18 protein-coding genes are annotated in these 22512 nt (G+C 38.1%); 5 read left to right on the forward strand and 13 right to left on the reverse strand.

What is annotated here, in order from left to right:
• Window positions 1-204: 204 nt before the first annotated feature.
• Window positions 205-1239: a LacI family DNA-binding transcriptional regulator gene (locus FHS59_RS05375; RefSeq protein WP_184493710.1), complete on the reverse strand. Its 1035-nt coding sequence runs from the start codon at window positions 1237-1239 to the stop codon at window positions 205-207.
• Window positions 1240-1582: 343 nt separating this feature from the next.
• Here FHS59_RS05375 and FHS59_RS05380 point away from each other — a divergent pair, with 343 nt between their 5' ends.
• The 4 genes from FHS59_RS05380 to FHS59_RS05395 all read left to right on the forward strand — a co-directional run bounded on the left by FHS59_RS05380 (window position 1583) and on the right by FHS59_RS05395 (window position 8202).
• On the forward strand, window positions 1583-2626 hold the full coding sequence (locus FHS59_RS05380; RefSeq protein WP_184493712.1) for a SusF/SusE family outer membrane protein: 1044 nt from the start codon (window positions 1583-1585) through the stop codon (window positions 2624-2626).
• A gap of 83 nt (window positions 2627-2709) precedes the next feature.
• Window positions 2710-5511, forward strand: a complete 2802-nt coding sequence (locus FHS59_RS05385; protein WP_184493714.1) for an alpha-amylase family glycosyl hydrolase — start codon at window positions 2710-2712, stop codon at window positions 5509-5511.
• 17 nt (window positions 5512-5528) lie between these two features.
• Window positions 5529-6590, forward strand: coding sequence for a class II fructose-bisphosphate aldolase (gene fbaA, locus FHS59_RS05390; RefSeq protein ID WP_184493716.1), 1062 nt, complete (start codon window positions 5529-5531; stop codon window positions 6588-6590).
• Window positions 6591-6654: 64 nt separating this feature from the next.
• The gene (locus FHS59_RS05395) at window positions 6655-8202 is read left to right on the forward strand and encodes an alpha-amylase family glycosyl hydrolase (protein ID WP_184493718.1); all 1548 of its coding nucleotides are present in this window, start codon (window positions 6655-6657) and stop codon (window positions 8200-8202) included.
• A gap of 24 nt (window positions 8203-8226) precedes the next feature.
• Here FHS59_RS05395 and pfkA read toward each other — a convergent pair whose 3' ends face one another.
• From pfkA to FHS59_RS05410, 3 genes are all read right to left on the reverse strand, one after another.
• Entirely contained in the window at window positions 8227-9213 is a 987-nt protein-coding gene (gene pfkA / locus FHS59_RS05400) for a 6-phosphofructokinase (RefSeq protein WP_184493720.1), read from the reverse strand.
• A gap of 11 nt (window positions 9214-9224) precedes the next feature.
• On the reverse strand, window positions 9225-9587 hold the full coding sequence (locus FHS59_RS05405; protein WP_184493722.1) for a methylglyoxal synthase: 363 nt from the start codon (window positions 9585-9587) through the stop codon (window positions 9225-9227).
• 117 nt (window positions 9588-9704) lie between these two features.
• The gene (locus FHS59_RS05410) at window positions 9705-11759 is read right to left on the reverse strand and encodes a S9 family peptidase (RefSeq protein ID WP_184493724.1); all 2055 of its coding nucleotides are present in this window, start codon (window positions 11757-11759) and stop codon (window positions 9705-9707) included.
• A 185-nt stretch (window positions 11760-11944) separates the two neighbouring features.
• Between FHS59_RS05410 and mscL the strand changes: the two genes are divergently transcribed.
• Window positions 11945-12367: a large-conductance mechanosensitive channel protein MscL gene (gene mscL, locus FHS59_RS05415; protein ID WP_221444441.1), complete on the forward strand. Its 423-nt coding sequence runs from the start codon at window positions 11945-11947 to the stop codon at window positions 12365-12367.
• Window positions 12368-12392: 25 nt separating this feature from the next.
• On the opposite strand, the gene FHS59_RS05420 is transcribed toward mscL, so the two are convergent.
• The 9 genes from FHS59_RS05420 to FHS59_RS05460 form a co-directional block, all read right to left on the reverse strand.
• Window positions 12393-12824 carry a Spy/CpxP family protein refolding chaperone gene (locus FHS59_RS05420; protein ID WP_184493726.1) on the reverse strand — a complete coding sequence of 144 codons (432 nt, stop codon included), beginning with the start codon at window positions 12822-12824 and terminating at the stop codon, window positions 12393-12395.
• A 1-nt stretch (window position 12825) separates the two neighbouring features.
• On the reverse strand, window positions 12826-13182 hold the full coding sequence (locus tag FHS59_RS05425) for a hypothetical protein (protein WP_184493728.1): 357 nt from the start codon (window positions 13180-13182) through the stop codon (window positions 12826-12828).
• 33 nt (window positions 13183-13215) lie between these two features.
• On the reverse strand, window positions 13216-13764 hold the full coding sequence (locus FHS59_RS05430; protein WP_184494505.1) for an RNA polymerase sigma factor: 549 nt from the start codon (window positions 13762-13764) through the stop codon (window positions 13216-13218).
• Window positions 13765-13904: 140 nt separating this feature from the next.
• Complete coding sequence (locus FHS59_RS05435) at window positions 13905-14831, reverse strand: universal stress protein (protein WP_184493730.1); 927 nt, start codon at window positions 14829-14831, stop codon at window positions 13905-13907.
• Between the two features lie 454 nt (window positions 14832-15285).
• Entirely contained in the window at window positions 15286-16767 is a 1482-nt protein-coding gene (locus tag FHS59_RS05440; RefSeq protein ID WP_184493732.1) for a lipopolysaccharide biosynthesis protein, read from the reverse strand.
• A gap of 170 nt (window positions 16768-16937) precedes the next feature.
• The gene (gene feoB / locus FHS59_RS05445) at window positions 16938-19052 is read right to left on the reverse strand and encodes a ferrous iron transport protein B (protein ID WP_184493734.1); all 2115 of its coding nucleotides are present in this window, start codon (window positions 19050-19052) and stop codon (window positions 16938-16940) included.
• A gap of 6 nt (window positions 19053-19058) precedes the next feature.
• Window positions 19059-19286, reverse strand: a complete 228-nt coding sequence (locus FHS59_RS05450; RefSeq protein WP_184493736.1) for a FeoA family protein — start codon at window positions 19284-19286, stop codon at window positions 19059-19061.
• A gap of 102 nt (window positions 19287-19388) precedes the next feature.
• Window positions 19389-20027, reverse strand: coding sequence for a hypothetical protein (locus FHS59_RS05455; protein WP_184493738.1), 639 nt, complete (start codon window positions 20025-20027; stop codon window positions 19389-19391).
• 46 nt (window positions 20028-20073) lie between these two features.
• Complete coding sequence (locus FHS59_RS05460) at window positions 20074-22488, reverse strand: TonB-dependent receptor (protein WP_184493740.1); 2415 nt, start codon at window positions 22486-22488, stop codon at window positions 20074-20076.
• Window positions 22489-22512: the final 24 nt, after the last annotated feature.

Below are 22512 nucleotides of genomic sequence, written 5' to 3' on the forward strand. Positions count from 1 at the left end.
GTTTTTTGGGTTTCCATCATGAGATTACTCAATAATATTTGGAGCGAGTAATGCTAAAATAGAAATGAATTTCAATACAAAAAACCTGCAATACTCCGCTAAAACGGACATTTGAATAGATTTTAAAGATTGAGAGCCTTAATTTGAAAATCAAGGCTTATTCAAACGTTTGCAATAAAATCTTAAAAAAATTAGGTTTTTTTTCTACTCCCGCTTTTTTGAGGATTTTCTCATGATCAATTTGGTATTCAAAACGACCGGAGACTGAATTTGATCGGCAGAGATTTTCTTCTCTATCATATCTAGTAATAGTTCGGTTGCTTTGGACCCAATTTGAAAACCTGGCTGGTAAACTGAAGAGAGTGAAGGGTCTACCAAAGTGCAAATTTGCCAATCGCTAAAACCCACAATTCCAACGTCCTCGGGGATTCGTAAACCTGCTTCTTTGCAAGCCATCATAGCACCTGCAGCTACCATGTCATTATTGGCGAAGATTGCATCAGGTTTGTCGGCAAAATTGGCTATTAATTTTCTAGTGATCTCTTTACTATGCTCGGGGGTTCCATCCGCACATTCTAAAATAAACTCTTCCCGAATAGGCATCTGATGAGCCTTTAGCGCATCCCGATAACCTCTTTCTCGTTCGATACAGATTTTTAGATTTTTTGGACCTGCCAAATGCGCGATTGTATTATATCCCTGCTCAATTAGATGCTTGGTGGCATCATAAGCTCCTTGGTAATCATCCACTATGACATTTACAGCTCCATCCAAATCAGGCACCCTGTCAAAAAATACAATTGGATAATTCTGTTCCAATAATTGGGAAAAATGGTCAAAGTCTGAAGTTTCTTTAGAAAAGCTGATCATAAATCCATCAATCTGATTTGAAAGCATTGTATTGATGCTGCTTTTTTCCCTTTCGAGCTTTTCATTTGTTTGAGTGAGGATGACATTATAGCCTCTTGAAAAAGCAACTTCTTCAATTCCACTGATCACTGTAGAAAAGAAAAAATGAACGACCTCTGGAATAATTACGCCGATAGTGTATGATCTACTTTTTCTTAATGAAAGGGCAATTGCATTTGGTCTGTAATTTAATTTTTCGGCGACTTCCTTGACTTTCTTTTTGGTTTCATCACTGATGCCAGGATAATCTTTGAGAGCTCGGGAAATTGTAGACGCAGAAAGATTGAGTTCTCGTGCGATGTCTTTAATAGTAGCCTGTCCTATCTTCATAAATTATATTATTCCAAGATTTCTTTAGAATTCAATTATATGATTGATCTCTGATAGGCAATCTATTGAATTTTGGAGTTAAAACTTCACTTCAGAATCATTATTCCTTTAGTTTACAAAAAAATATTTTTTATGCAAACGAAACCGCAAACGTTTGCTCAAAAAACTTTATCCAATCTGCGGCTTCACCCATTGCGTTTTAAGTTTCTTTCATTTAAAATTTCTTCAAAGTACGAAGGATTTGAAAGCTCTTTCCAAGAATTGAAGAAGTCCAATTTGATTATTTGGTTAGAAAATTTACTTATTCCAAGTATTGTTGATTCAACTTATAAATCCAAAATAAATGAAAACACTTAGACAGATCGCATGGGGATTAGCGATTATTCCTCTTTTATTGGCATGTGAAAAATATGAAGCACCTCCAATAATTTCTCAGACCGGGTCTTTCTTGACTGACCCTTCCAATGGTAGTTCTTTGGTGCTAAATGCCGATGACCCGGAGGAATTAATCTCATTTTCTGTAAGCCCAGCTGATTTTGGGATGCAGGGTGAAGTAACCTATTATTTGGAAATGGATCTGCCAGGTGCGGGTTTTATGGATGCTGTTGAACTTGGGTTTAGCAAAACTAGTGTGATCGAAGTTCAGACTGAAAAGTTAAATGATGAACTTATAGCCAAAGGCCTCCCTTTGGGAGCAGCATCTGAAGTGGAGTTCAGAGTGAAGTCTACCATTTCCCAACCTTTAATGCCGATTTATGGTGAGACGGTATCTTTAATGGTTACTCCTTATGACACTTTTGTTGCTTTCCCATTGATGTACGTTCCTGGTGATTATCAGGGATGGAATCCAGGTAATTTGAATACTACTCTTAAATCAGTTGGATTTAATAAGACCTTCACCGGGTTTGTTCATATTCTTGGTGGAAGTGGAGAATTTAAATTCACAGAAGAGCCTGATTGGGTTGACGGGAAAAATTATGGTGATACAGGAGCAGATGGCAAACTTGATGCAGAATCTGATGCGACTAATATCAAGGTGACTAAATTTGGAACTTTTGAGGTAACAGTTGATTTGGCTGCTAAAACTTATACGCTTTCTGATCCAAAACTTTGGGGTATCATAGGTGATGCAACTGACGGAGGTTGGGATAAAGAAACACCAATGAATTTCAATAAAGACTTAAATGTATTGACAATCACCACGGATCTAAAAGCTGGGGAAATGAAATTTAGAGCAAACCAATCTTGGGACTTTAATCTTGGAGCAAAAGAGGGAGTGCTGATCAAAGACGGAGATAATATTCGTGTCGAAGAAGCAGGAAATTACACTGTTACACTCAACTTTAATGTTCCTGGGGAAGTGACTTACACACTTACCAAAAATTGATTTTGAAGCAAAACTTTGCTACCACATGATCAATACCGGCTTTGGAGATTTTTCTCCGAGCCGGTATCTCTATCTTACATCCCATGAAATTCAAAAACTCATTTTTAGTCTCCTTCTTACTTTTCCTTTGGTCTTTTGGGGCCTTGGCTCAAGTGACAACCGAGCCTTCTGTGCCAAATGCAGCCGAAAAAGTAACCATCATTTATGATGCATCAAAAGGTACGGCGGGGCTAAAAGATTGTGGATGTGATGTATATATTCATGTAGGAGCCGTAACTGAGGGACCTGAGTCTACGACATGGTCTATCGTTCCATTTGATTGGGGGACGGCCGATGCCAAAGCCAAAATGACAAAGGTTGAAGGGGAGCCAAACTTGTATTCTTATGAGTTGACCCCTAATTCATTTTTTGATAACCCCAATGGCTTAACCATTTATAGACTGGGATTGGTTTTCAGAAACGCTGATGGTTCCAAAGAAGGGAAAAGTACGACAGGAGGAGATATTTTTGTCAATTTATCCCAAGGTTTTCAAGTTGTTTTTACCTCTCCAGCTAGCCAATCTGTTTCTTTGGAAGTTGGGGAAAGTTTTGAGTTTAAAGCGGAAATAAGTGCTAGTTCCGGTGATATTTCCTTTGAATTAGATGGGATTCAGGTTGCTAATCAGACAGGCGTAAATTCTCTTTCCTATTCATTTCTCGCATCTCAGGCAGGTGTATTTACTTTGGAAGCTATCGCAAAAAGTGGAGATGAAGAAGATACCGAAAGTGTATCTATTGAAGTTTTTTCTCCATCCAATGTTTCTCCACTTCCTTCAGGAGCAAAACTTGGGATCAATTATGTTTCTGATACAGAGGTGATTTTGGCATTAAATGCACCAGGAAAGAAAATCGCCCATGTGATTGGAGATTTTAATGATTGGGTGAAAAGTCCGAATTATCAAATGAACAGAACGCCGGATGGGGAGATTTTTTGGTTGAAAATTTCAGATTTGACGCCTACTCAAGAATATGTTTTTCAATATTTAATTGATGGGGAAATCCGAATAGGTGATCCCTATGCAGACAAGACATCAGACCCTGATTATGATCAGGAAATTATCAATCAAGGTCGTTACCAAGGTCTAAAACCTTATCCTTTTGGAAAAACCCAGTTTCAGGCTACCTATTTGCAAACAGCACAAGAGGAGTATTCTTGGAGAAACACTTCGTTCGAAAAGCCAAAACCTGAAGATTTAGTTATTTATGAATTGCTCGTAAGAGATTTTGATGATAGAAGATCTTATAAATCTGTCATTGAAAGGCTTGATTATCTTGAAGAATTAGGTGTCAATGCTATTGAATTGATGCCAGTAGGAGAGTTTGAGGGAAACCTTTCATGGGGATATAACCCTTCCTTTTTCTTTGCTCCAGATAAATATTATGGGACAAAAAATGAGCTCAAGCAATTGATCGATGAAGCTCATGGTAGGGGAATCGCGATTATCATGGATATGGTTCTCAACCATGCTTTTGGCCAGAACCCCATGGTTAGGCTTTACAATGATGGCGATTTCGGAGCTCCTACAGCAGATAATCCTTGGTTCAACAGAAATGCAACTCACCCTTTTAATGTGGGGTATGACTTTAACCATGAAAGTAAATACACACAGGCCTTTGTCGATTCAGTGAATAATTACTGGTTAACAGAATATAAAATTGATGGATTTCGCTTCGATTTAAGTAAAGGGTTTACCCAAGTAGTTTCTGGTTCCGATGTTGGAAAGTGGTCACAATATGATGCTTCTCGAATCAAAATATGGAAACATATCTACGACCGAATCAAGAAAAATCATCCAGATGCTTATGTGATTTTAGAGCATTTGGCAGACAATACAGAGGAGAAGGAATTGGCAGATTACGGCTTGATGTTTTGGGGAAATATGAATTTTGATTTCCGTGAAATGGCGAAAGGTCAGAATAAAGATTTCAATTGGGCATATTACGGAACTAGGGGATGGCAAAATCCAAATTTAGTTGCTTATCAGGAAAGTCATGATGAGGAACGAGTGATGTGGGAAACTGTAAATTTTGGCATGACTTCACCAATAAATTTGCGTCAGCTGGAAAACGCAGTGAATAGGAATCAGTTATTGACAGCATTTTATTTTGGAATTCCAGGTCCTAAAATGATCTGGCAGTTTGGGGAATTTGGGTATGATCAGGAATTAAATAATGACCGACTTGGAATCAAACCCACGAAATGGAATTATTTAGACAATCCTCAGAGATATCGGTTGTTTCAGCTGTATCAGGAAATGATCAAGCTGAAGTCAGAGCATCAAGTTTTTAATGATCCAGAAAAAACAACTTTAAATCTAAGTGGTGCCGTCAAGTCAATCATTCTAGAAAGTCAGGAAATGGATGTGGTTATCCACGGGAATTTTGGTCTTTCTAATTCAGGAAATGTGAACCTTTCGTTTCCAAAAACCGGAACCTGGTATAATTATTTTACCGGAGAGGAACTCACCGTGAATGGTCCTTCTGTCAGCTTTAATTTGCGCTCAAGCGAATTTTATATTTTCACTGATCAGAAGTTGGAAAAACCTGCAACAAGTATCGTCCAGGAAGATTTTATTACCGCCGTTCCAAAAGAAACTGTCCCAAAATCTGACTTAAAAATATATCCTGTTCCTACAGAAGGTCAATTAAAAGTAACCTTACCAATAGAAATGACAGGAACATATTATAGAATAATTGACATGACAGGCAGGGTTTTAGAAGAGGGGATGAGTCAGTCTGGGAGAGAAATTTTAGAATTAGATGTTACCGATATTAAAGCAGGGATTTATATCTTTGAAGCATTCGACACGAAAAGAGCGCTACGGAAGCGTTTCATCAAGAATTAAACAAATCTAATTTACCTATGAAATTTAAACCTGGAGTAAAATACGGTGAGGAGCTTAGAGATCTTTATGCTTATGCAAAAGAGAATGAGTTTGCAATGCCAGCAGTGAATGTGATCAACACCAACTCTGTGAATGCAGTTTTGGAAACAGCTAAGAAATTAAACTCTCCTGTAATTATTCAATTCTCAAATGGTGGAGCGCAGTTTTTCGCAGGGAAATCTTTACCAAACGACAAGCAGCAAGCTAGTATAGTTGGTGGTATTTCAGGAGCGCATCACGTGCATTTAATGGCTGAGGCCTATGGAGTACCAGTTATTTTGCATACTGACCATGCTGCAAAAAAATTGTTGCCTTGGATTGACGGACTTTTGGAAGCTGGAAAAGCATATTATGCTACCCATAAAAGACCTTTATATAGCTCTCATATGTTGGATCTTTCTGAAGAGCCATTAGAAGAGAATGTTGAAATCTCCTGTAGCTATTTCAAAGAATTCGAAAAGCTGGACATGGCTATCGAAATCGAATTGGGAGTAACTGGAGGAGAAGAAGATGGTGTAGATAACTCTGATGTTGATTCTTCTAAGCTTTATACTCAGCCTGAGGAAGTAGCCTATGCATACGAGCATTTGAAGCAAATTGGTGATCTATTCACGATTGCGGCAGCTTTCGGTAATGTTCATGGTGTATATAAGCCAGGAAATGTGAGCTTGAAGCCAATTATCTTGAAGAATTCTCAGGATTTCATCAATGAAAAATATGGAACTACTGGTAAGCCATTGAATTTCGTATTCCACGGTGGGTCTGGATCTACTGTAGAGGAAATCAGAGAAGCGAATAGCTATGGTTCTATCAAGATGAACATCGATACTGATATGCAGTGGGCATTCTGGGAAGGTGTTTTGAATAACTACAAGAAAAACGAAGGATATCTTCAGACTCAATTGGGTAATCCAGAAGGTCCTGATAGTCCTAACAAGAAATTCTATGATCCAAGAAACTGGTTGCGTAAAGGCGAAGAAAACTTCGTTAAGCGATTAGAAGTAGCATTTGAAATGCTTAATGCGGTTAATAGAAACTAATTATTAGTTGAAATTTTAAGAGTCACTTTCCTAGAAAGTGACTTTTTTTTAGCCAAAATAAAAGATGAATAAACCCAAAATCCTTCCCTTACTCATGGGACTTGCTATTTCTACTGCCTGCGAAAAGCAGGAGAAAATCGTTGAAGAAAATTATTGGCCGAATGGTGGTGTCACCTATGAGATTTTTGTCCAATCTTTTTACGATTCTGATGGAGATGGAATTGGCGACATGAATGGCGTAACCGAAAAATTGGATTATGTTAGTGATTTGGGTGCCAATGCAATTTGGCTGATGCCAATCATGCCCTCACCGAGTTACCATAAATATGATGTGACGGATTATAAAGCCATTCATCCCGACTATGGTACGATGGATGATTTCAAAAATCTTTTGGCTGAAGCTCATAAGAAGGATATAAAAATTGTTATCGATTTAATCATCAACCATACTAGTAGCGAACATCCTTGGTTTCTAGAATCAAAAAAGGGGAGAGATAATCCTTTTCGAGACTATTATGTTTGGGCTCAAAAAGATACCATTGCACAATATATCGAGAAAAAGAAGGTCACTTTAGACTCTGATAATATCCGTCAATGGCATGATCCGGGAGAAGGAGAGGATTTTTATTATGGGTTTTTCTATGGAGGAATGCCTGACTTGAATTTTGATAATCCTAAAGTTCGGGAAGAGATTTTTGATATCGGAAGATTTTGGTTGGAAGAGATAGGAGTTGATGGGTTTCGATTAGATGCGGCAAAACACATTTACCCGGATGAAAGGGCAGTGGATAATCATGAATTTTGGAAAGATTTCAGAACTGAAATGACCAAGATCAAGCCCGATATTTATTTGGTGGGAGAAGTTTATGATAAGAAAGAAGTAGTGGCGCCATTTTTACCTGGTTTACCTGCCTTATTCAATTTTGATTTCCATTATACATTGATTGAGTCCTTGAATAAAAAGGACGGGATGCTTTTGGTGAATAAAGAAAAAGAAGTCATTGATTTTTATGAAAATATCACAACAGATTTCATCGATGCTACCATCTCTTCAAATCATGACCAACCACGATTGCTGAATGAGTTGGGATCTGATCCAGAGAAATACAAACAAGCGAGTGCTATCTTGATGACCATGCCTGGTGCTCCTTATATTTACTATGGAGAAGAAATAGGGATGTTGGGTCTTAAGCCAGATGAACAAATCCGTGAGCCATTTTTATGGGATGTCAAAGAGAAAGACAATGGACGCGCTACATGGATCGATCCTGTTTATTCAACAGATAAAACTGTTACTCCATTAGCTCTTCAAAAAGATGATCCATCCAGCTATTTCAATCATTACAAAGAATTAATCCACTTGAGAAGCAGTTATCCAGCTTTGGCAATTGGTTCCCTTGAATTACCAGAAACTGATTACGATAAAACCTTAATGGTATTTTCTAGAAAACAGGGAGAACAAGAAATATTTGTGATCCATCATGTCGGTGAAACACCGGTCTCAATAGACTTACCTCAGGAAATTAACTCAATCTATGAATTGGGTGAAGTCACCATAAAAAATCAGAAATTGACACTAGGCAAAAACTCCTCAATCGTTTATATGCAATAAAAAAGGCTCCTTAGGAGCCTTTTTTTATGTAGATAGAATTTTTGCAATTCTAAAATCTTCTTCGTCAACTGATTTATCATCGACGATTGCTTTCTTGATAGGAGTATAGACCACTTTGTTATTGATCAATCCTGCCATCACATCGTACTTCCCTTGCAATAAGCCTTCTACAGCGGCTACACCAAGTTTTGATGCCAACAGCCTATCAAAAGAAGAAGGTGCGCCTCCTCGCTGCAAATGGCCAAGGATGGTCACTTTGATATCGTAAGAAGGAAGGAATTTTTTCACTTTCTCAGCAATTTCTCCAGCTCCGCCACTTTTTCCACCTTCGGCAACAATCACAATGTTAGAGGATTTCTTTGCTTTAGATCTAATCTTCAATTTTTCCACCAAATGCTCAATTGGCATTTTCTTCTCAGGAATCAAAATAGCTGCAGCAGCACTTCCGATTCCAGCATTGATTGCGATAAATCCAGCATCCCTGCCCATCACTTCTACAAAGAATAATCTATCATGAGAAGTTGCGGTATCTCTGATCTTATCGATTGCTTCGATGGCTGTATTACATGCAGTGTCAAAACCAATTGTTGAGTCTGTTCCAGACAAATCGTTATCAATTGTCCCAGGTAGACCAATAGAAGGGATACCAAATTCCTGGAAGAACAAATGCGCTCCAGTCAAAGAACCATCTCCTCCAATAACTACCAAAGCATCAATGCCATGGGATTTTAAATTCTCATAGGCCTTTTTTCGACCTTCTGGAGTTTTAAATTCCGTACTTCTAGCCGACTTTAAAAAAGTACCACCTCTTTCTAAAACATGAGCGATATTTTTAGAATCAAGTCTTTTGATGTCATCCTGGATCATTCCTTCGTATCCACGATAGATACCAAACATTTCCAGATTATAATAAAATCCTGCTCTCACAGCAGCACGTATGGCGGCATTCATACCAGGAGAGTCACCTCCCGAAGTTAAAACACCAATTTTCTTTATAGTCTTAGGTTCCATTTAGGTTTGAATTATAGGCTTTTAAACATTAAAGCTGCGGAAGCAGGGTTGGTTGCCAATGGAATATTGTGCACATCACAAATTCTCATTAGCATCTGAACGTCAGGTTCATGTGGATGCTTGTCCAAAGGATCTCTGAAAAAGATGACCATATCCAATTCTTTTTGGGCAGCCATCGCAGCGATTTGAGCATCGCCTCCTAGAGGTCCGGATAGTAGTTTATCCACTTCAAAACCGGATTTTTCGATGTGGGAACCTGTGGTCCCCGTGGCTACTAGATCCACATCCACTTTTTCGAGAATGTCTCGAAATTGGCTTAAAAAATGTACCATGTCGGCTTTTTTTCCATCATGGGCTATTAGGGCGATTTTCATGTAATGGATTTAATAGGTTTGAGGTCAAAGTTAGAAAAAAATCCTTTTTCCCAACTTTGACGAAATTAATAAAACGTGAAATATTGAAGCTATTCCAGTTTCTTTCTGAAATCTCGATTAAGACTCCTTAGAAAGAAGGTTTTCTAAATGGAAAAGGAAGGTGTATTCCATCGCTAATTCCTTTAGAGCATTAAACCTTCCAGACGCTCCACCATGTCCTGCTTCCATATTTGTATGAAGTAGTAATAAGTTTTGGTCAGTTTTCAACTCACGAAGTTTAGCAACCCATTTGGTAGGCTCCCAATACTGAACCTGGCTATCATGAAGTCCAGAAGTCACCAACAAATTCGGGTAATTTTTGGCCTCAACATTGTCATAAGGAGAGTAGGAGAGCATGTAATCGTAATATTCCTTGTCTTTAGGATTTCCCCATTCTTGAAACTCTCCTGTTGTCAATGGAATACTCTCATCCAGCATGGTGGAGACTACATCTACGAATGGAACACTGGCAATCAATCCATGAAATAAATCAGGTCTTAAATTCATGACAGCTCCCATCAATAACCCACCAGCACTTCCACCCATGGCATACAGATGAGGGGTTGAAGTATATTTTTCTGAAATCAAATGCTCTGCACAAGCAATGAAATCAGTAAAAGTGTTTTTCTTCTTCAGCATCTTACCATCCTCATACCAATGCCTCCCCATATCTTCACCTCCGCGGATATGAGCAATAGCGAATACAAATCCTCTATCCAAAAGACTCAAGCGACTAGATGAAAAATAGGCCTCCATGCTGAATCCATAGGAACCATAGGCATATAACAACAAAGGATTATTTCCATCTGGATGGAACAATTCCTCTTTGTACACCAATGAAATTGGCACCATCACCCCATCATTTGCTTTTGCCCAGATTCTTGCAGAGTTATAAAGTGATTGATCATATCCACCGACAACTTCCTGTTGTTTAAGAAGGATTCTGGTTTTTAAAGACATGTGATAATCAAAAACGCTTGAAGGAGAAACGAGGGAATTGTATCCAAATCTTAAAATTTCTGTATTAAACTCGGGATTGGTGCTGATCCAAGCAGTATAGGTTTCATCATCAAATTCCAGTTGGTGTCCTTCACTTCCATCCCAAGGTTTTATCAAAATCTGAACAAGGCCATTGCTTCTCTCTTGCGTCACCAGAAAGCTGGAAAACAAATCGAAGTCTTCCAGTAACACGGTAGGTCGATGAGGTATTACATCTTCCCAATTTTCTTTTCCTGGGGCGGCGATAGGAGCTTTTACAACTTTAAAGTTTTGGGCATTATCATTTGTTCGGATCCAAAAGTGATCGCCATAATGATCGGCTGCGTATTCCAAATGGGGGATTCTTGCTTGAAGAAGCTGGAATTCACTGTCTGGTGAATCAGCTTTTAAGAATCTTATTTCTGATGAAATGGTACTCTCAGAATGAATAAATAGGTATTCTTCAGATTTGGTCTTAACCACATGACAAGAGAATTCCTCATCTTTTTCTTCAAAAATTAAAAGATCATTTTCGTTAGGTGTTCCCAATTGATGCTTGAAAATCTTATCAGCTCGTAAGGTTTCTGGATCTTGTTTTGAATAAAAAATAGTTTGATTGTCTGCTGCCCAAGCAAGATTTCCGGTCACGTTGGGGATGCTTTCAGATAAGATCTTGCCTGTTTCCAAGTTTTTAAAGAAAATGGTATAAATCCTTCTTCCCACTTCATCTGCTGCAAATGCCAGAATATTTTGATTTGGAGAAGTGGAAGTTGCGCCAACATTGTAATAGCTTTTTCCTTCAGCAAGCACATTCACATCCAAAATTACTTCCTCAGCATTATCCAAAGATTCTGGCTTTCTGCAATAAATCGGGTATTCAGCTCCTTTTTCAAATCGGGCATACCAAAAGTATCCTGATTTGAAATAGGGGACACTTTGATCATCTTCTTTGATCCGGCCTTTTAATTCTTCAAAAAGTTTGTCCTGAAATGCTTCAGTATGTTTAAGTTGATCTTTTAAGTAAGCATTTTCTTGATTGAGGTAATCAATAACTTCTGGATTTTCCCGGTCTCGCATCCAGAAATAATTGTCAATTCGCTGATGCCCATGGGTTTCTAATATTTCGGGCTTTTTATGTGCTATAGGAGGTTTCATATCTTGATTTACTGTGCTGCAATGTTAATGAAAAATCATAGGCTTCGGTTCAATTTTGGAATACATCAACCTCAAAAATGAAGGTGTCAAAATCAAAAAAGTAACTTGTATTTTTATTTTATCCTTGTTTGTGAAAAAAAATATTAAAATCTTCAGGATAATTATAAACCATTAACCTTTCATTTATGGGAATGCTAAAAGAATTTAAAGAGTTTGCCGTCAAAGGCAATGTCGTCGATTTGGCAGTAGCTGTCATAATCGGTGGCGCATTTGGTAAAATAGTCTCTTCTTTCGTGAATGATATCGTCATGCCGCCAATCGGATTGATGATTGGAGGAGTTGACTTTAAAAACTTAGTGGTAGTTTTAAAAGAAGCAGTTTTAAATGATGCTGGTGAAGTAGTAACTGAAGCAGTGACATTGAACTACGGCTCTTTTATCCAAAACATAGTTGATTTTACCATCATTGCCTTTGTGATTTTTCTTGCTGTGAAAGCTATTAACAGCACTAAAAAGAAAGAGGAAGCAGCCCCTGCACCTCCTCCGGCTCCACCTAAATCAGAAGTCCTGCTTGAAGAAATCAGAGATTTGTTAAAAAAGGATAACTAATAAAAAAGCGGCCTTAGCCGCTTTTTTATTTATCTCTTCTTTGCCGTTGGTAAATTTGCCGGGCAAAATCACGGGAAAGTCCGTTGAGTAAAAAGATTTGATTGTAGTTGATGACTTTAGAAACATTTGCAACAAACTTTTTCTCTTCATCTAATAACTTTTGTTGTAATTCAAATCTCTTGTTGATCCTGGATTGTGCTTCAGATTCGGAAAGCGGTTGGTCCTGTCTTCGGTTGACTTCTGCCATTTCACGGATCATAGCTTCTCTTTTATCACTGAATTCATTGTAGATGGGCCAGAATTTCTCTGCTTGATCAGAATTTAAATCCAATCGAGTTGTTATAAATGCCACTTTAGCTGCTTTGAGCTTTTCTGGGTCATATCTTTCGCCGGGTCTTTGGGCAAAAGCAACACCCACCAGCAGTGATAGGAATAAGGTGATTGCGTATTTTTTCATATTAATACCAAATTTCTTCTTGATCGGATGATTCTTCTTCAATAAATGGGTTTTCATCCTGAATAATTTCATTTAAGATTTCTTCTGGATTTTCTGACATATTCAGAATATCCTCGGCAGTCCAGTATTGGCTGTCAATGTATAGGTCAATTTCCTGATCCAGCATTAGTGCCTCAGAAGTTGAATCATAATTATTCCATTGCCAGATCCCAATACTGACAAAGAGCGCGATGGAAGCAGCCCATTTAACCCATGGATAGCTTTCCTTTTTTTGCGTCTTTGCCATGATCTGATCAGGCAACTTATCGAAGTAGCCTTCGGGTGATTTCAGATCTTTTATTTTTGGTAAGTTTTGCATGGTATTAGTTAGACTGAAAATTGCAGGAATGGTTTATTCTTCCAAAATATGATGTTCAATTTTTTTTGATGCATGATGAAAACTTGCCTTCAATGCACCAATACTTGTTCCAGTTATTTCTGAAATCTGTTCGTAACTTAAATCCTCCTGATTTTTAAGCTGGAAAACAAGGCGTTGCTTTTCCGGTAAGGCGAGCATGGCTTTTTGTAATTTCAGTTGGATTTGATCGCCATCGAAATGTCCCGGTTGACTTAGATAGGATTCAAGTTTTTCCTGGTAATCATCCATGGAAAAAAAGAATCGCTTTTTCTTCTTTTCCAGAAAGGTCAAAGTTTCATTCGTAGCAATTCTGTAAAGCCAAGTAAACAGACTAGATTGTCCTTGGAATTTTTCAATATGATGAAACGCTTTTATGAAAGTGTTTTGGGTCAGGTCATCTGCATCTTCATGGATCAAAACCATTCTTCTGATGACATGATAAACCTTCTTTTGGTACTCTTGGATCAGCTGCCTAAAACCCATTTCCCTACTGTGAGGGTTCTGAATCAAACGTAGGATTTCCTGATCTCTGTCTTTCATTATTGATTTTAGACCCTTTCAAACGACTTAGGTTTAGTCGGGAAAGAAAAAATAGTTTTTTAAGATCAAAGATCAAATTAATCCTTCTTTCTAATCCTTTGAATATTAGTAAGAAAGCATCAATCGTGCTGAAAGAAAGAAATTTAGATTTCTAGAATGTAATCCAAAATGCCAGCGTTTTTCCCCTTTGGGCGAGTAACCAAAAGTGGCAAACTATCATTGTATTGGATTAATCTCTCTGCCATACTTCCGATAAATAGGGCAGTGGCAGCAGTTCTACCTTTGGCACCAATGATGATCCCATCTGCATTTATTTCGAGGGCTTTTGAGACGATTTCTTCTACTGGATCATCATCATCATCTTTGGTATAAATAGGAGTGATCTTGATTCCTTTTAGGTCAATCTTACGGATGAATTTCTTGTAATTGATCTCAGCATGAAGCTGCATGATCTGCGTGAATTCCTCGTAGCTTTTACCGGTGAAATGATATCCAGAAGGTACTGAAAATACATTTTGGCAGACAATTTCAATATTAGAACGACCATGTTTCTCTGCAATCATGATTGCCTCTTCCAGTGCATCTTTTGAATATTCAGAAAAGTCACTTGGCACCAAGAGTTTGGTCAATTTCGGAAGTGTGCCTTCAGGTACGATTAAAAGTGAGCAACTTGCTCTTCTAGCCAATCTCAAAGAGGCAACGCCTGTTCCAGGCAGAGTTACTTTTCTGCCTATCAGGATCATATCGGCAGATTTTTCTTCAGATAATTTCAGGATCTTTTTTGAAAGAGAACCTTCTTTAACCACATAGTTGAGAGAAATTCCTTTTGTGTTTTTAAAGTTCTCCTTCACGGTTTCCTCCATGGATTCTTTTCTCTCGTTGATCATATTCTCAACGAGATTTGGGAATTCCTCCAATACTTCTTTAGGAACAGTCAAGTTTTTGATGACATTGACAAAATATATTTTTTTTGTCTGATTGACTCTAGCTATAAATTCTGCGTATTGTACCAATGTTTGGTCTAATGGACTTTGGTCTAAACAAACGATTAGCTTTTTAATCAAATACATAGTGTTCCACTGAGGTTTGAAAGTGCAAATTTAATTGGATTCGAAGGATTTTTAGGAGATTTGATAAAATTATATTTCGAAAATTTTCATTTTTCTTTTTTTAAAATCTTTTTAGGTTTAATTCTAACTCCTTTAAATCCTGTCATTTATCAAGAGTAATTTTAGAAAATTATTGAGATAAATAAATACCATTCGTCAATGTTTTGAGAATTATCTCGGATTCGGTTCAACCTACTTCTATTTATCCCGTATATTTGTACCAGTCCGGGTCTTCGACATGTTCAAACTTCACAATTAACAAAATCACCGAGTGAAGCCCTCTCCAAAAACAGGCCTCATCCCGACCTCAAGCAATTGAGAATTTGGGACCTCGTCATTCATTTGGCAGGATAACAGTGGAAGTTTGCGGTCTCAAGGCAGCTCAAATCTTGTCTACTAGGAGGTTTGTAACACTCTAAGATCCGGACTTTTTACTTTTTAGCCTTTCCTTAATCCAATACCACTCTTCTCTTCCCGCACCTAAAATTTTTGACCAAAAAACATACAGCAACAATATTCCAAATGATGTGATTACAATGTTGATGATTGGATTTTGCTCCAATTGGAAGAAATAGAAAGGGGCATAAGTAGCTATCCCAACTGCCAAAATCCTCAATGTCTCTATCGAAAATGGATTAAAGTTTAATTTGATTTTTAGAAAAGAATACTTCACTATATTAAAAAGAAGCATCACCATTGCAGAAGCTAAAGCAGCTCCTTCAATTCCATAAATCGGTATCAGCCAGTAATTAAGGGCGACAATCAACATGCTCATTAAAATTGTAGCAAGGAGATTGAACCTGTAATAGTTGGAGAAAACCAAAACCTCGCTATTGACAGAAAACAGCACGTCAAACAGCTTTCCCAAGCCAATTAGAAAAACGACATATTTTCCGGCTTCATAGATTCCTTTATTGGGAATCATATAATAGAGGTTGTCAATATTTGCCCAGATTCCAATAAATAGCAGTAAACAGATAAAAAGCTGCCTGTTGGAAACCTGCTTATAAAGCTTATTGATTTCAGTAAGGTTTCCTTTAGTAAAATGATCGGCGATTACAGGCATTACTACCTGAGAAATAGCTCTTCTTGGTAATTCAATGACCAAAGCCATGCTAAACGCGATGGTGTAAATGGCATTTGCTTCTAAACTGACCATCGAACTCACCATGATACTATCGATTTTCATGATCAAAGTTGATGCGGCAGTTGCCAAAAAAGTGATTAAGCTGAACTTGAGGAAAGAGCTTCTAAAGCCGACAGGGAAATTGCTCCATCTGAAATCAAGCTTTAATACACCAAGCCATAGCAGATAAACCAAAACGCCTAAAGCTGCAATGCCATAAACGATAACTAGGCCATTCATTACTAGATTAAATGGAATCCATCCTAAGAAATATGTCCCTACAAGAATACCTGTAAGAAGCCGTAGGAAAACCTCTCTGAAAAAGGTAGGAACAGCAATCTTTAAGTAGGATCGTGCATAGGCATCCAGAATACTACTCAATAGTGAAAAGAAAGTAATCAGTAAAACGACTTGAAGAAAATCAATTACCTCAGGGGAATTGACTGCAAAGAGTCCGATGATCTGTTCTTTGAGAAGAAGGAAAATGCTGCCAACCAAAAGGAATCCTCCAAAAGCCAACAACATACTAAAACTCAAAAACGCGGATTGATTGTATTCTAACTTGGGAAAATAGCGGGTAATACCATGGCCTAAACCCAGCTGGGCAAAAGGAACAAAAAGTAATCCTAAATCCTGAATGGTACGAAAAGTACCTAACTGTGAAGCTTCGAGTGCATAAGGAAATAACCAAAGGACATTGAAATAACCTATGACAACTCCCAGATAAGAAAATAATGCAGTTTGTAGACTCTGACTGGCTATTTTGCCCATGAGTTTAAAAGTATCAAAAAATCCGATAAATAGGGCTAATTAGCTCTTAGATTAGTTTTTCGCACACTTATCGCATCCCGGTTCTGTCTTAGTTTTACCTGTGTATTTTCTTACCAGATAAACCAAAGCTCCCAAAACTAAAACGCCAACTAGGATTTCTTGTACCATCTTTAAGAGAATATATTATAGGTTAATAAGGCTGCAAAATATGCCAAAGCCGTCATGTATACTGTTTGAATTAACGGCCATTTCCACCCTTTAGTTTCCCGATAAACTACTGCAACTGTACTCATACACTGCATGGCAAAGACATAGAATACCATCAAAGAGAATGCAGTCGCTTTATTAAACACTTTTTCACCTGTTGCAGGATTGATTTGTTGATCCAGTTTTTGGCGGATTGTTAATTCATCCTCCACATCTGCTCCGATACTATAAATTGTGGCAATGGTGGAAACAAAGACTTCTCTTGCTGCAAAGGAAGTAATCAGTGCGATTCCTATTTTCCAGTCGTAACCTAGCGGTTTAATAACTGGCTCAATTCCCCGACCCATGATACCGATAAATGAGTTTTCCAGCAATAAAGAAGAAGTTTCTGCTTTAACGGCATCTTGCTCATCTTCTGGTGCTAAGGCTAATTTTTCTTCACCTTCCTGTCGGATTTGCTCCATTCGAGACGGAGGACCATAACTTGCTAAAACCCATAAAACCACAGAAATCGCTAAAATCACTTTACCAGCTTCCATTACAAAAGTTTTGGATTTGCTGTACATGGTCAAAACCACATCTTTCCACCTCGGTGTTCTATAGGTAGGTAATTCTACCATTAAGAAGCTTTTTTCCTCAGATTTCAAGATAAATTTCAAAAGCAAGGCAGTAAATAAAACGCCTATGATTCCCAATAGATAAAGGCCTAAAAGGGTCAATGCCTGCAAGTTGATAATTCCATAATCGGTATTTGGTACAACCAACCCTATGAGAATGACATAGACCGGTAATCTGGCCGAGCAGCTCATCAATGGAGTTACCAAAATGGTGATGATTTTCTCCTTCCAGTTTCCAATATTTCTAGCGGCCATTACCCCTGGAATAGCACAAGCCACACCTGAAACAAGAGGGACAATACTTTTGCCATGGAGACCAAATGGACGCATCCATCGATCCATCAAGAATACCACTCGAGACATGTATCCGGTATCCTCCAGAATAGCTAAAAATCCAAAGAGCATGGCAATTTGTGGAATGAAAATCACCACACCTCCAATACCCGGGACGATTCCCTCTGAGATTAAACTGGTTAATGGTCCAGCTGGTAAAACATCATTGACCCAGCCAGAGATTTCAGCAAAAAGCCCGTCGATCAGGTCCATCGGAACAGAAGCCCAAGTGAAAATTGTCTGGAAGATCAATAACAAAATGCTTAGAAAAACCACATATCCCCATACTGGATGAAGGAAGATTTTGTCCAAAGCGGAGGAAGGTTTTTTGGCTTCCTTTTTAACTACACAAGATTCTACCAGCGAAGTGATTTTTCGATAACGGATCGTAGTTTCTTCCAATTGGGCACTTTCCAGATCAAAATTTTGAGAAGTGATCAAGGATTGGATCCATAATCTGTCTTCTGGATCAATTGATCGGTCTTTTGGCCCAAACCGAAGCATTTGATATGCCCTGTAATCATTTCTTAAATCAAACTTTTCTCTGATCGGTTGAAGAAGTGATTGAGGGATGATTTCAGAGATATTCAGGTAACTGGAATCAATACTGAAATTCTTTTCATGAATCAAAGATTTGATTTGTTCCAATCCCTTGAACCCACGAGCATCTGTACTCAGAATCGGAACTCCAAGAGATTTATAAATCTCGTAATTCCGTATTTCAATATTCTTTTTAGCGGCCAAATCGGCCATATTTAAGACAATTGCTAATCTCACACCCAGATCAATGAGTTGAGTGGCTAAAAATAATCCTCTGGATAATTGGCAGGAATCGATGACCATCAAGACATAGTCAGGTCGTTTTTCCTTGTCAATATGATTTAATACCCGGTGGGCAATTATTTCATCCTCTGAGTTTGGGTACAAACTGTATGTTCCTGGAAGATCCAGGATTTCATAAGTTGAACCTTCATAGTTCATCCATCCGGTTTTCTTGTCCACAGTTACTCCAGGGTAATTGCCGATCTTTTGGTTCAGGCCGGTTAATTGGTTGAAAATCGTGGATTTTCCCACATTGGGATTGCCAATGAGAGCTATTTTAGGAGTTCGGACGGTAGACTCAGACATGAAAATTTAAAGCAATTGCACCTCGATCAAGGCAGCTTCAGATTTTCTGAGTGCCAAAAGAGTTTCATCCATCAGGAAAGCCATAGGGCCTCCCATAGGAGCTGCGTGATTTAATGTGATGGTTTTACCAGGAAGAAATCCCAATTCCATCAAATTGATTTTAAGTGGCGATGCCGCTATCTCCCGGATGATGGCAGATTTTGAGGCAGGCATGGTATCAGCGGTAATATGCATAGGCTTATATGGGTGATAACCCTTCCCGCAAAAATAGGATTATTTGGAATGAATCTAAAGAAAAATAAATAAGATTTTTGTCAGTTTTTCAGAACTGATTTATCATGATATTTTCAAGAGGGTACTTTTTATGACCAATTCCTGATTTTTCTCAAATAAAAATTGAATGCTGAATTCTATAACTGTTTCCTTTTCAGGATCTTTTGTGAAAAATAATCTGAGCTTCTCATCTAGAAAAATAAGTTGGGGCTCCATAAAAAAATCATCAATTGAGCGACTCGAATTATCATAAATTGAATTGATTTCAAAAAAATCATTCAATTTATCTCCTATTTTTAGAATAGTACCATCACCCAATTCCACCTCTTTTAAATTGTAAATAGTAATTCCTATCAAACTATTTACAGATGAAGGCGGAGCAATGGAACATGCATATGCAACTCCTGGAATGCTTCCAGTTAACGGAGTGGGTTCAATCTGAGTGATGAATTGATAATCCTTAATACTGATTTGCTTGTATACTTGATCGTAAGGGAAAAAATCATCAGAGGTGACTTCTTTGCCAGTAATGTCATAAGTCGCAGCAGCTAAAGATTTTACTTCAAAAGGAGAGGCTTGGGGTAAAGGGTCACAACCACAAGAATTATTACAAAGCAAATCCACATTGCATGAAAATGGAATAACCATCATAAAGGCATAAATAAAACACGTGCCTATTAATCTTTTAAGATTCGCTTTCATACACTTCTAAGTGTTGCTGAATAAATTATTAGTTTAATTTATTCATTTAAAAGGAAGCTTTCAAAGAAAAATTAAAGTTTCTGCCTGCTGCAGCCATCCCTGAGCTGTAGGGTCTATACCTTTTGTCTCCGATATTTTCAAGACCGACCATCGCATCTAAAAACTTCGCAAGTTTGTAGGTACCTTGAATATTAAAAGTAATCCATGAAGGAGAATAAGGATTGCCATTCTCATCTTTCGCATATAAATGTGGTTTTCCTTTTTCATCTACAGGCATATTTTCGAATGAGACTTCTCCGTTATATATACTGCTCAACTCAAGTTTTACTCTTTTCTTAGAATAGGTAAGCCTTGTCAAGCCAAATAGGGGAGCAGCATGCCGGGTTGGGCTGGTCATTTCATCGTCCAATTCTTCCTGGCCTTTTTGCCAATTGATTTTTGAATAAAGAAGCCAATTTTGTGCTGGAGACCACTCTAATCCCGCCTGTATCCCATATACTGTTGCAGAAGCAGCATTTTGGATGGCTAATACTTTACTCGGAACCCCTTCATAGGGAATACTGTCCTGACCATTTAGCGTAAATGGCCTTCTGACCATCGCATTGTCCATCAGCGTGTAATATGCAGAAGCATCAATTTTCAAGAAATTTCCCCAATGCTTATTGATGTTTATCTCAGCATTGTAAACATATTCAGGTTTTAGAGAAGGATTTGGTACGATAACAGCTCCCGGTTCTGAATCGAAAAATTTACCCAAGTCATCCACATTTGGGGCTCTGAAACCTGTCGAAAGTTGAGGAGAAATAGTCCAAGAATCTTCAGGGCTATAAATCAACCCAAAAGAACCGGTAAGTGCTCCATTGTTATTGGTGGTGTTTTGATAAGGTAATGGAAAAAATTCTTCATTAGAACTAAAGTCAGCTGATAGCCAAATTTGGTTGTAACGAAGCCCGGTTTGAAGCTTTAGCTTTTCGGATAAATGGGCGTGGTAGGTACTATAAAATGCCAAAGAAACCCAGTCAGATTTTGGATACCTCGCAGAAGCTGCTCCTTCTTCATTGGTCTGAATATTTACCTGTGATCCGGTGGAAATAACTCCATTGTAAACCGATTCAACACCATAACTTAGGAAGCTTTCCTGGTTGATATTTTTAACCCAATCGGCATTAATTGAGAATGCATCCACTGTTTCAACCCTGTCGAAACGGTTGGAATTATTAAAACGTCTATCCAAACGACTTTCTTCAAAATGTTGCTGAGCGATTTTTATACTCATTTGGTCGTACCACTTCCCATTTCCCAATTGATTGAAAGTCACTTGATTCATGAGCCATATTTGTGGGCCATAATTCCATTCTGCAAATTTTGGCTTTTCGAAGCTTCCCTCTATCAATCGATCATATCGTGGAATATCAGTCGATTTTGAATAATGAAACCCGTATTCCCAATCCGTTTTATTGCTTGGTTTAAATCTGATTTTCTGCATCAGATTTAGCTGAGAATAACCACTTGATTTTTGGACTTTTGGATCAGGATTGACCAATACTTCATCTCCATATACAGAAGGGATCACATACCAAGGTCTCAAATAATCATCTGGGCCATTGCTACCCATTTTTAAATCCCCATAATCGAAATGGGAAATGCTACTCAGGAAAGCCCATCGTTCATTTGCAAAAGTGATATCTCCATGGAAAGTTTTTTCATTGTTAGCCGTAGCAAAACGCGTTAATGCAGTTCCATTTACTGCAAAGCCTGAGTCAGAGAAATTGGGTTTCAAGGTTTCAAAAGCCATCACTCCACCCAAAGCATCACTCCCAAACATGACAGAACCTGGGCCAAAAAGTACTTCTGTGTTTTGCAAAGCCAAAGGATCTAATGAAATCACATTATGTAGATTTCCTCCTCTGAAAATAGCCGTATTAATTCGGACTCCGTCCACTGCATAGAGCAGGCGATTGGCGGAGAAACCGCGGATCATAGGACTTCCACCACCTTGTTGGCTTTTTTGTATAAAAACATCTCCATTACTTCCAAGCCAGTCCGCGGTATTTGCTGGAGATCTGAGTTGAAATAAATCTTTATTCAAAACTGTGATTTTACCCGGAATATCCTGATTGCTTTGTCTCCATCGACTACCAGTGACGATTGCCTGATCCATCTGAATCATCCCAGGACTTAGGATTACACGATACTCTTTATTTTTCAATTCTTCCATCGAGTAAGAGGAAGATTCAAAACCGAGCAATTGAAAATGTATTTCTGCCTGCTTGGAGAATAGTTCAAGATTTACCTGTCCTTTTCCGTTGGTAATTGCACTCAGATAGGGTTCATTTCCAAAAACCAACACTCCAGGCAAGGGTAAATTTGAGTCTTGTTCATATACCGTCAAAACCTGAGAATAGGCCTGATTAAATGTTAAAACCAATAGAAATAGAAGTGGTAAATATTTTTTACTCATAGAGAATTAAAAAGGAATCTGCTC

It is taken from the genome of Algoriphagus iocasae, from assembly GCF_014206875.1.
Classification (GTDB): Bacteria; Bacteroidota; Bacteroidia; order Cytophagales; family Cyclobacteriaceae; genus Algoriphagus; species Algoriphagus iocasae.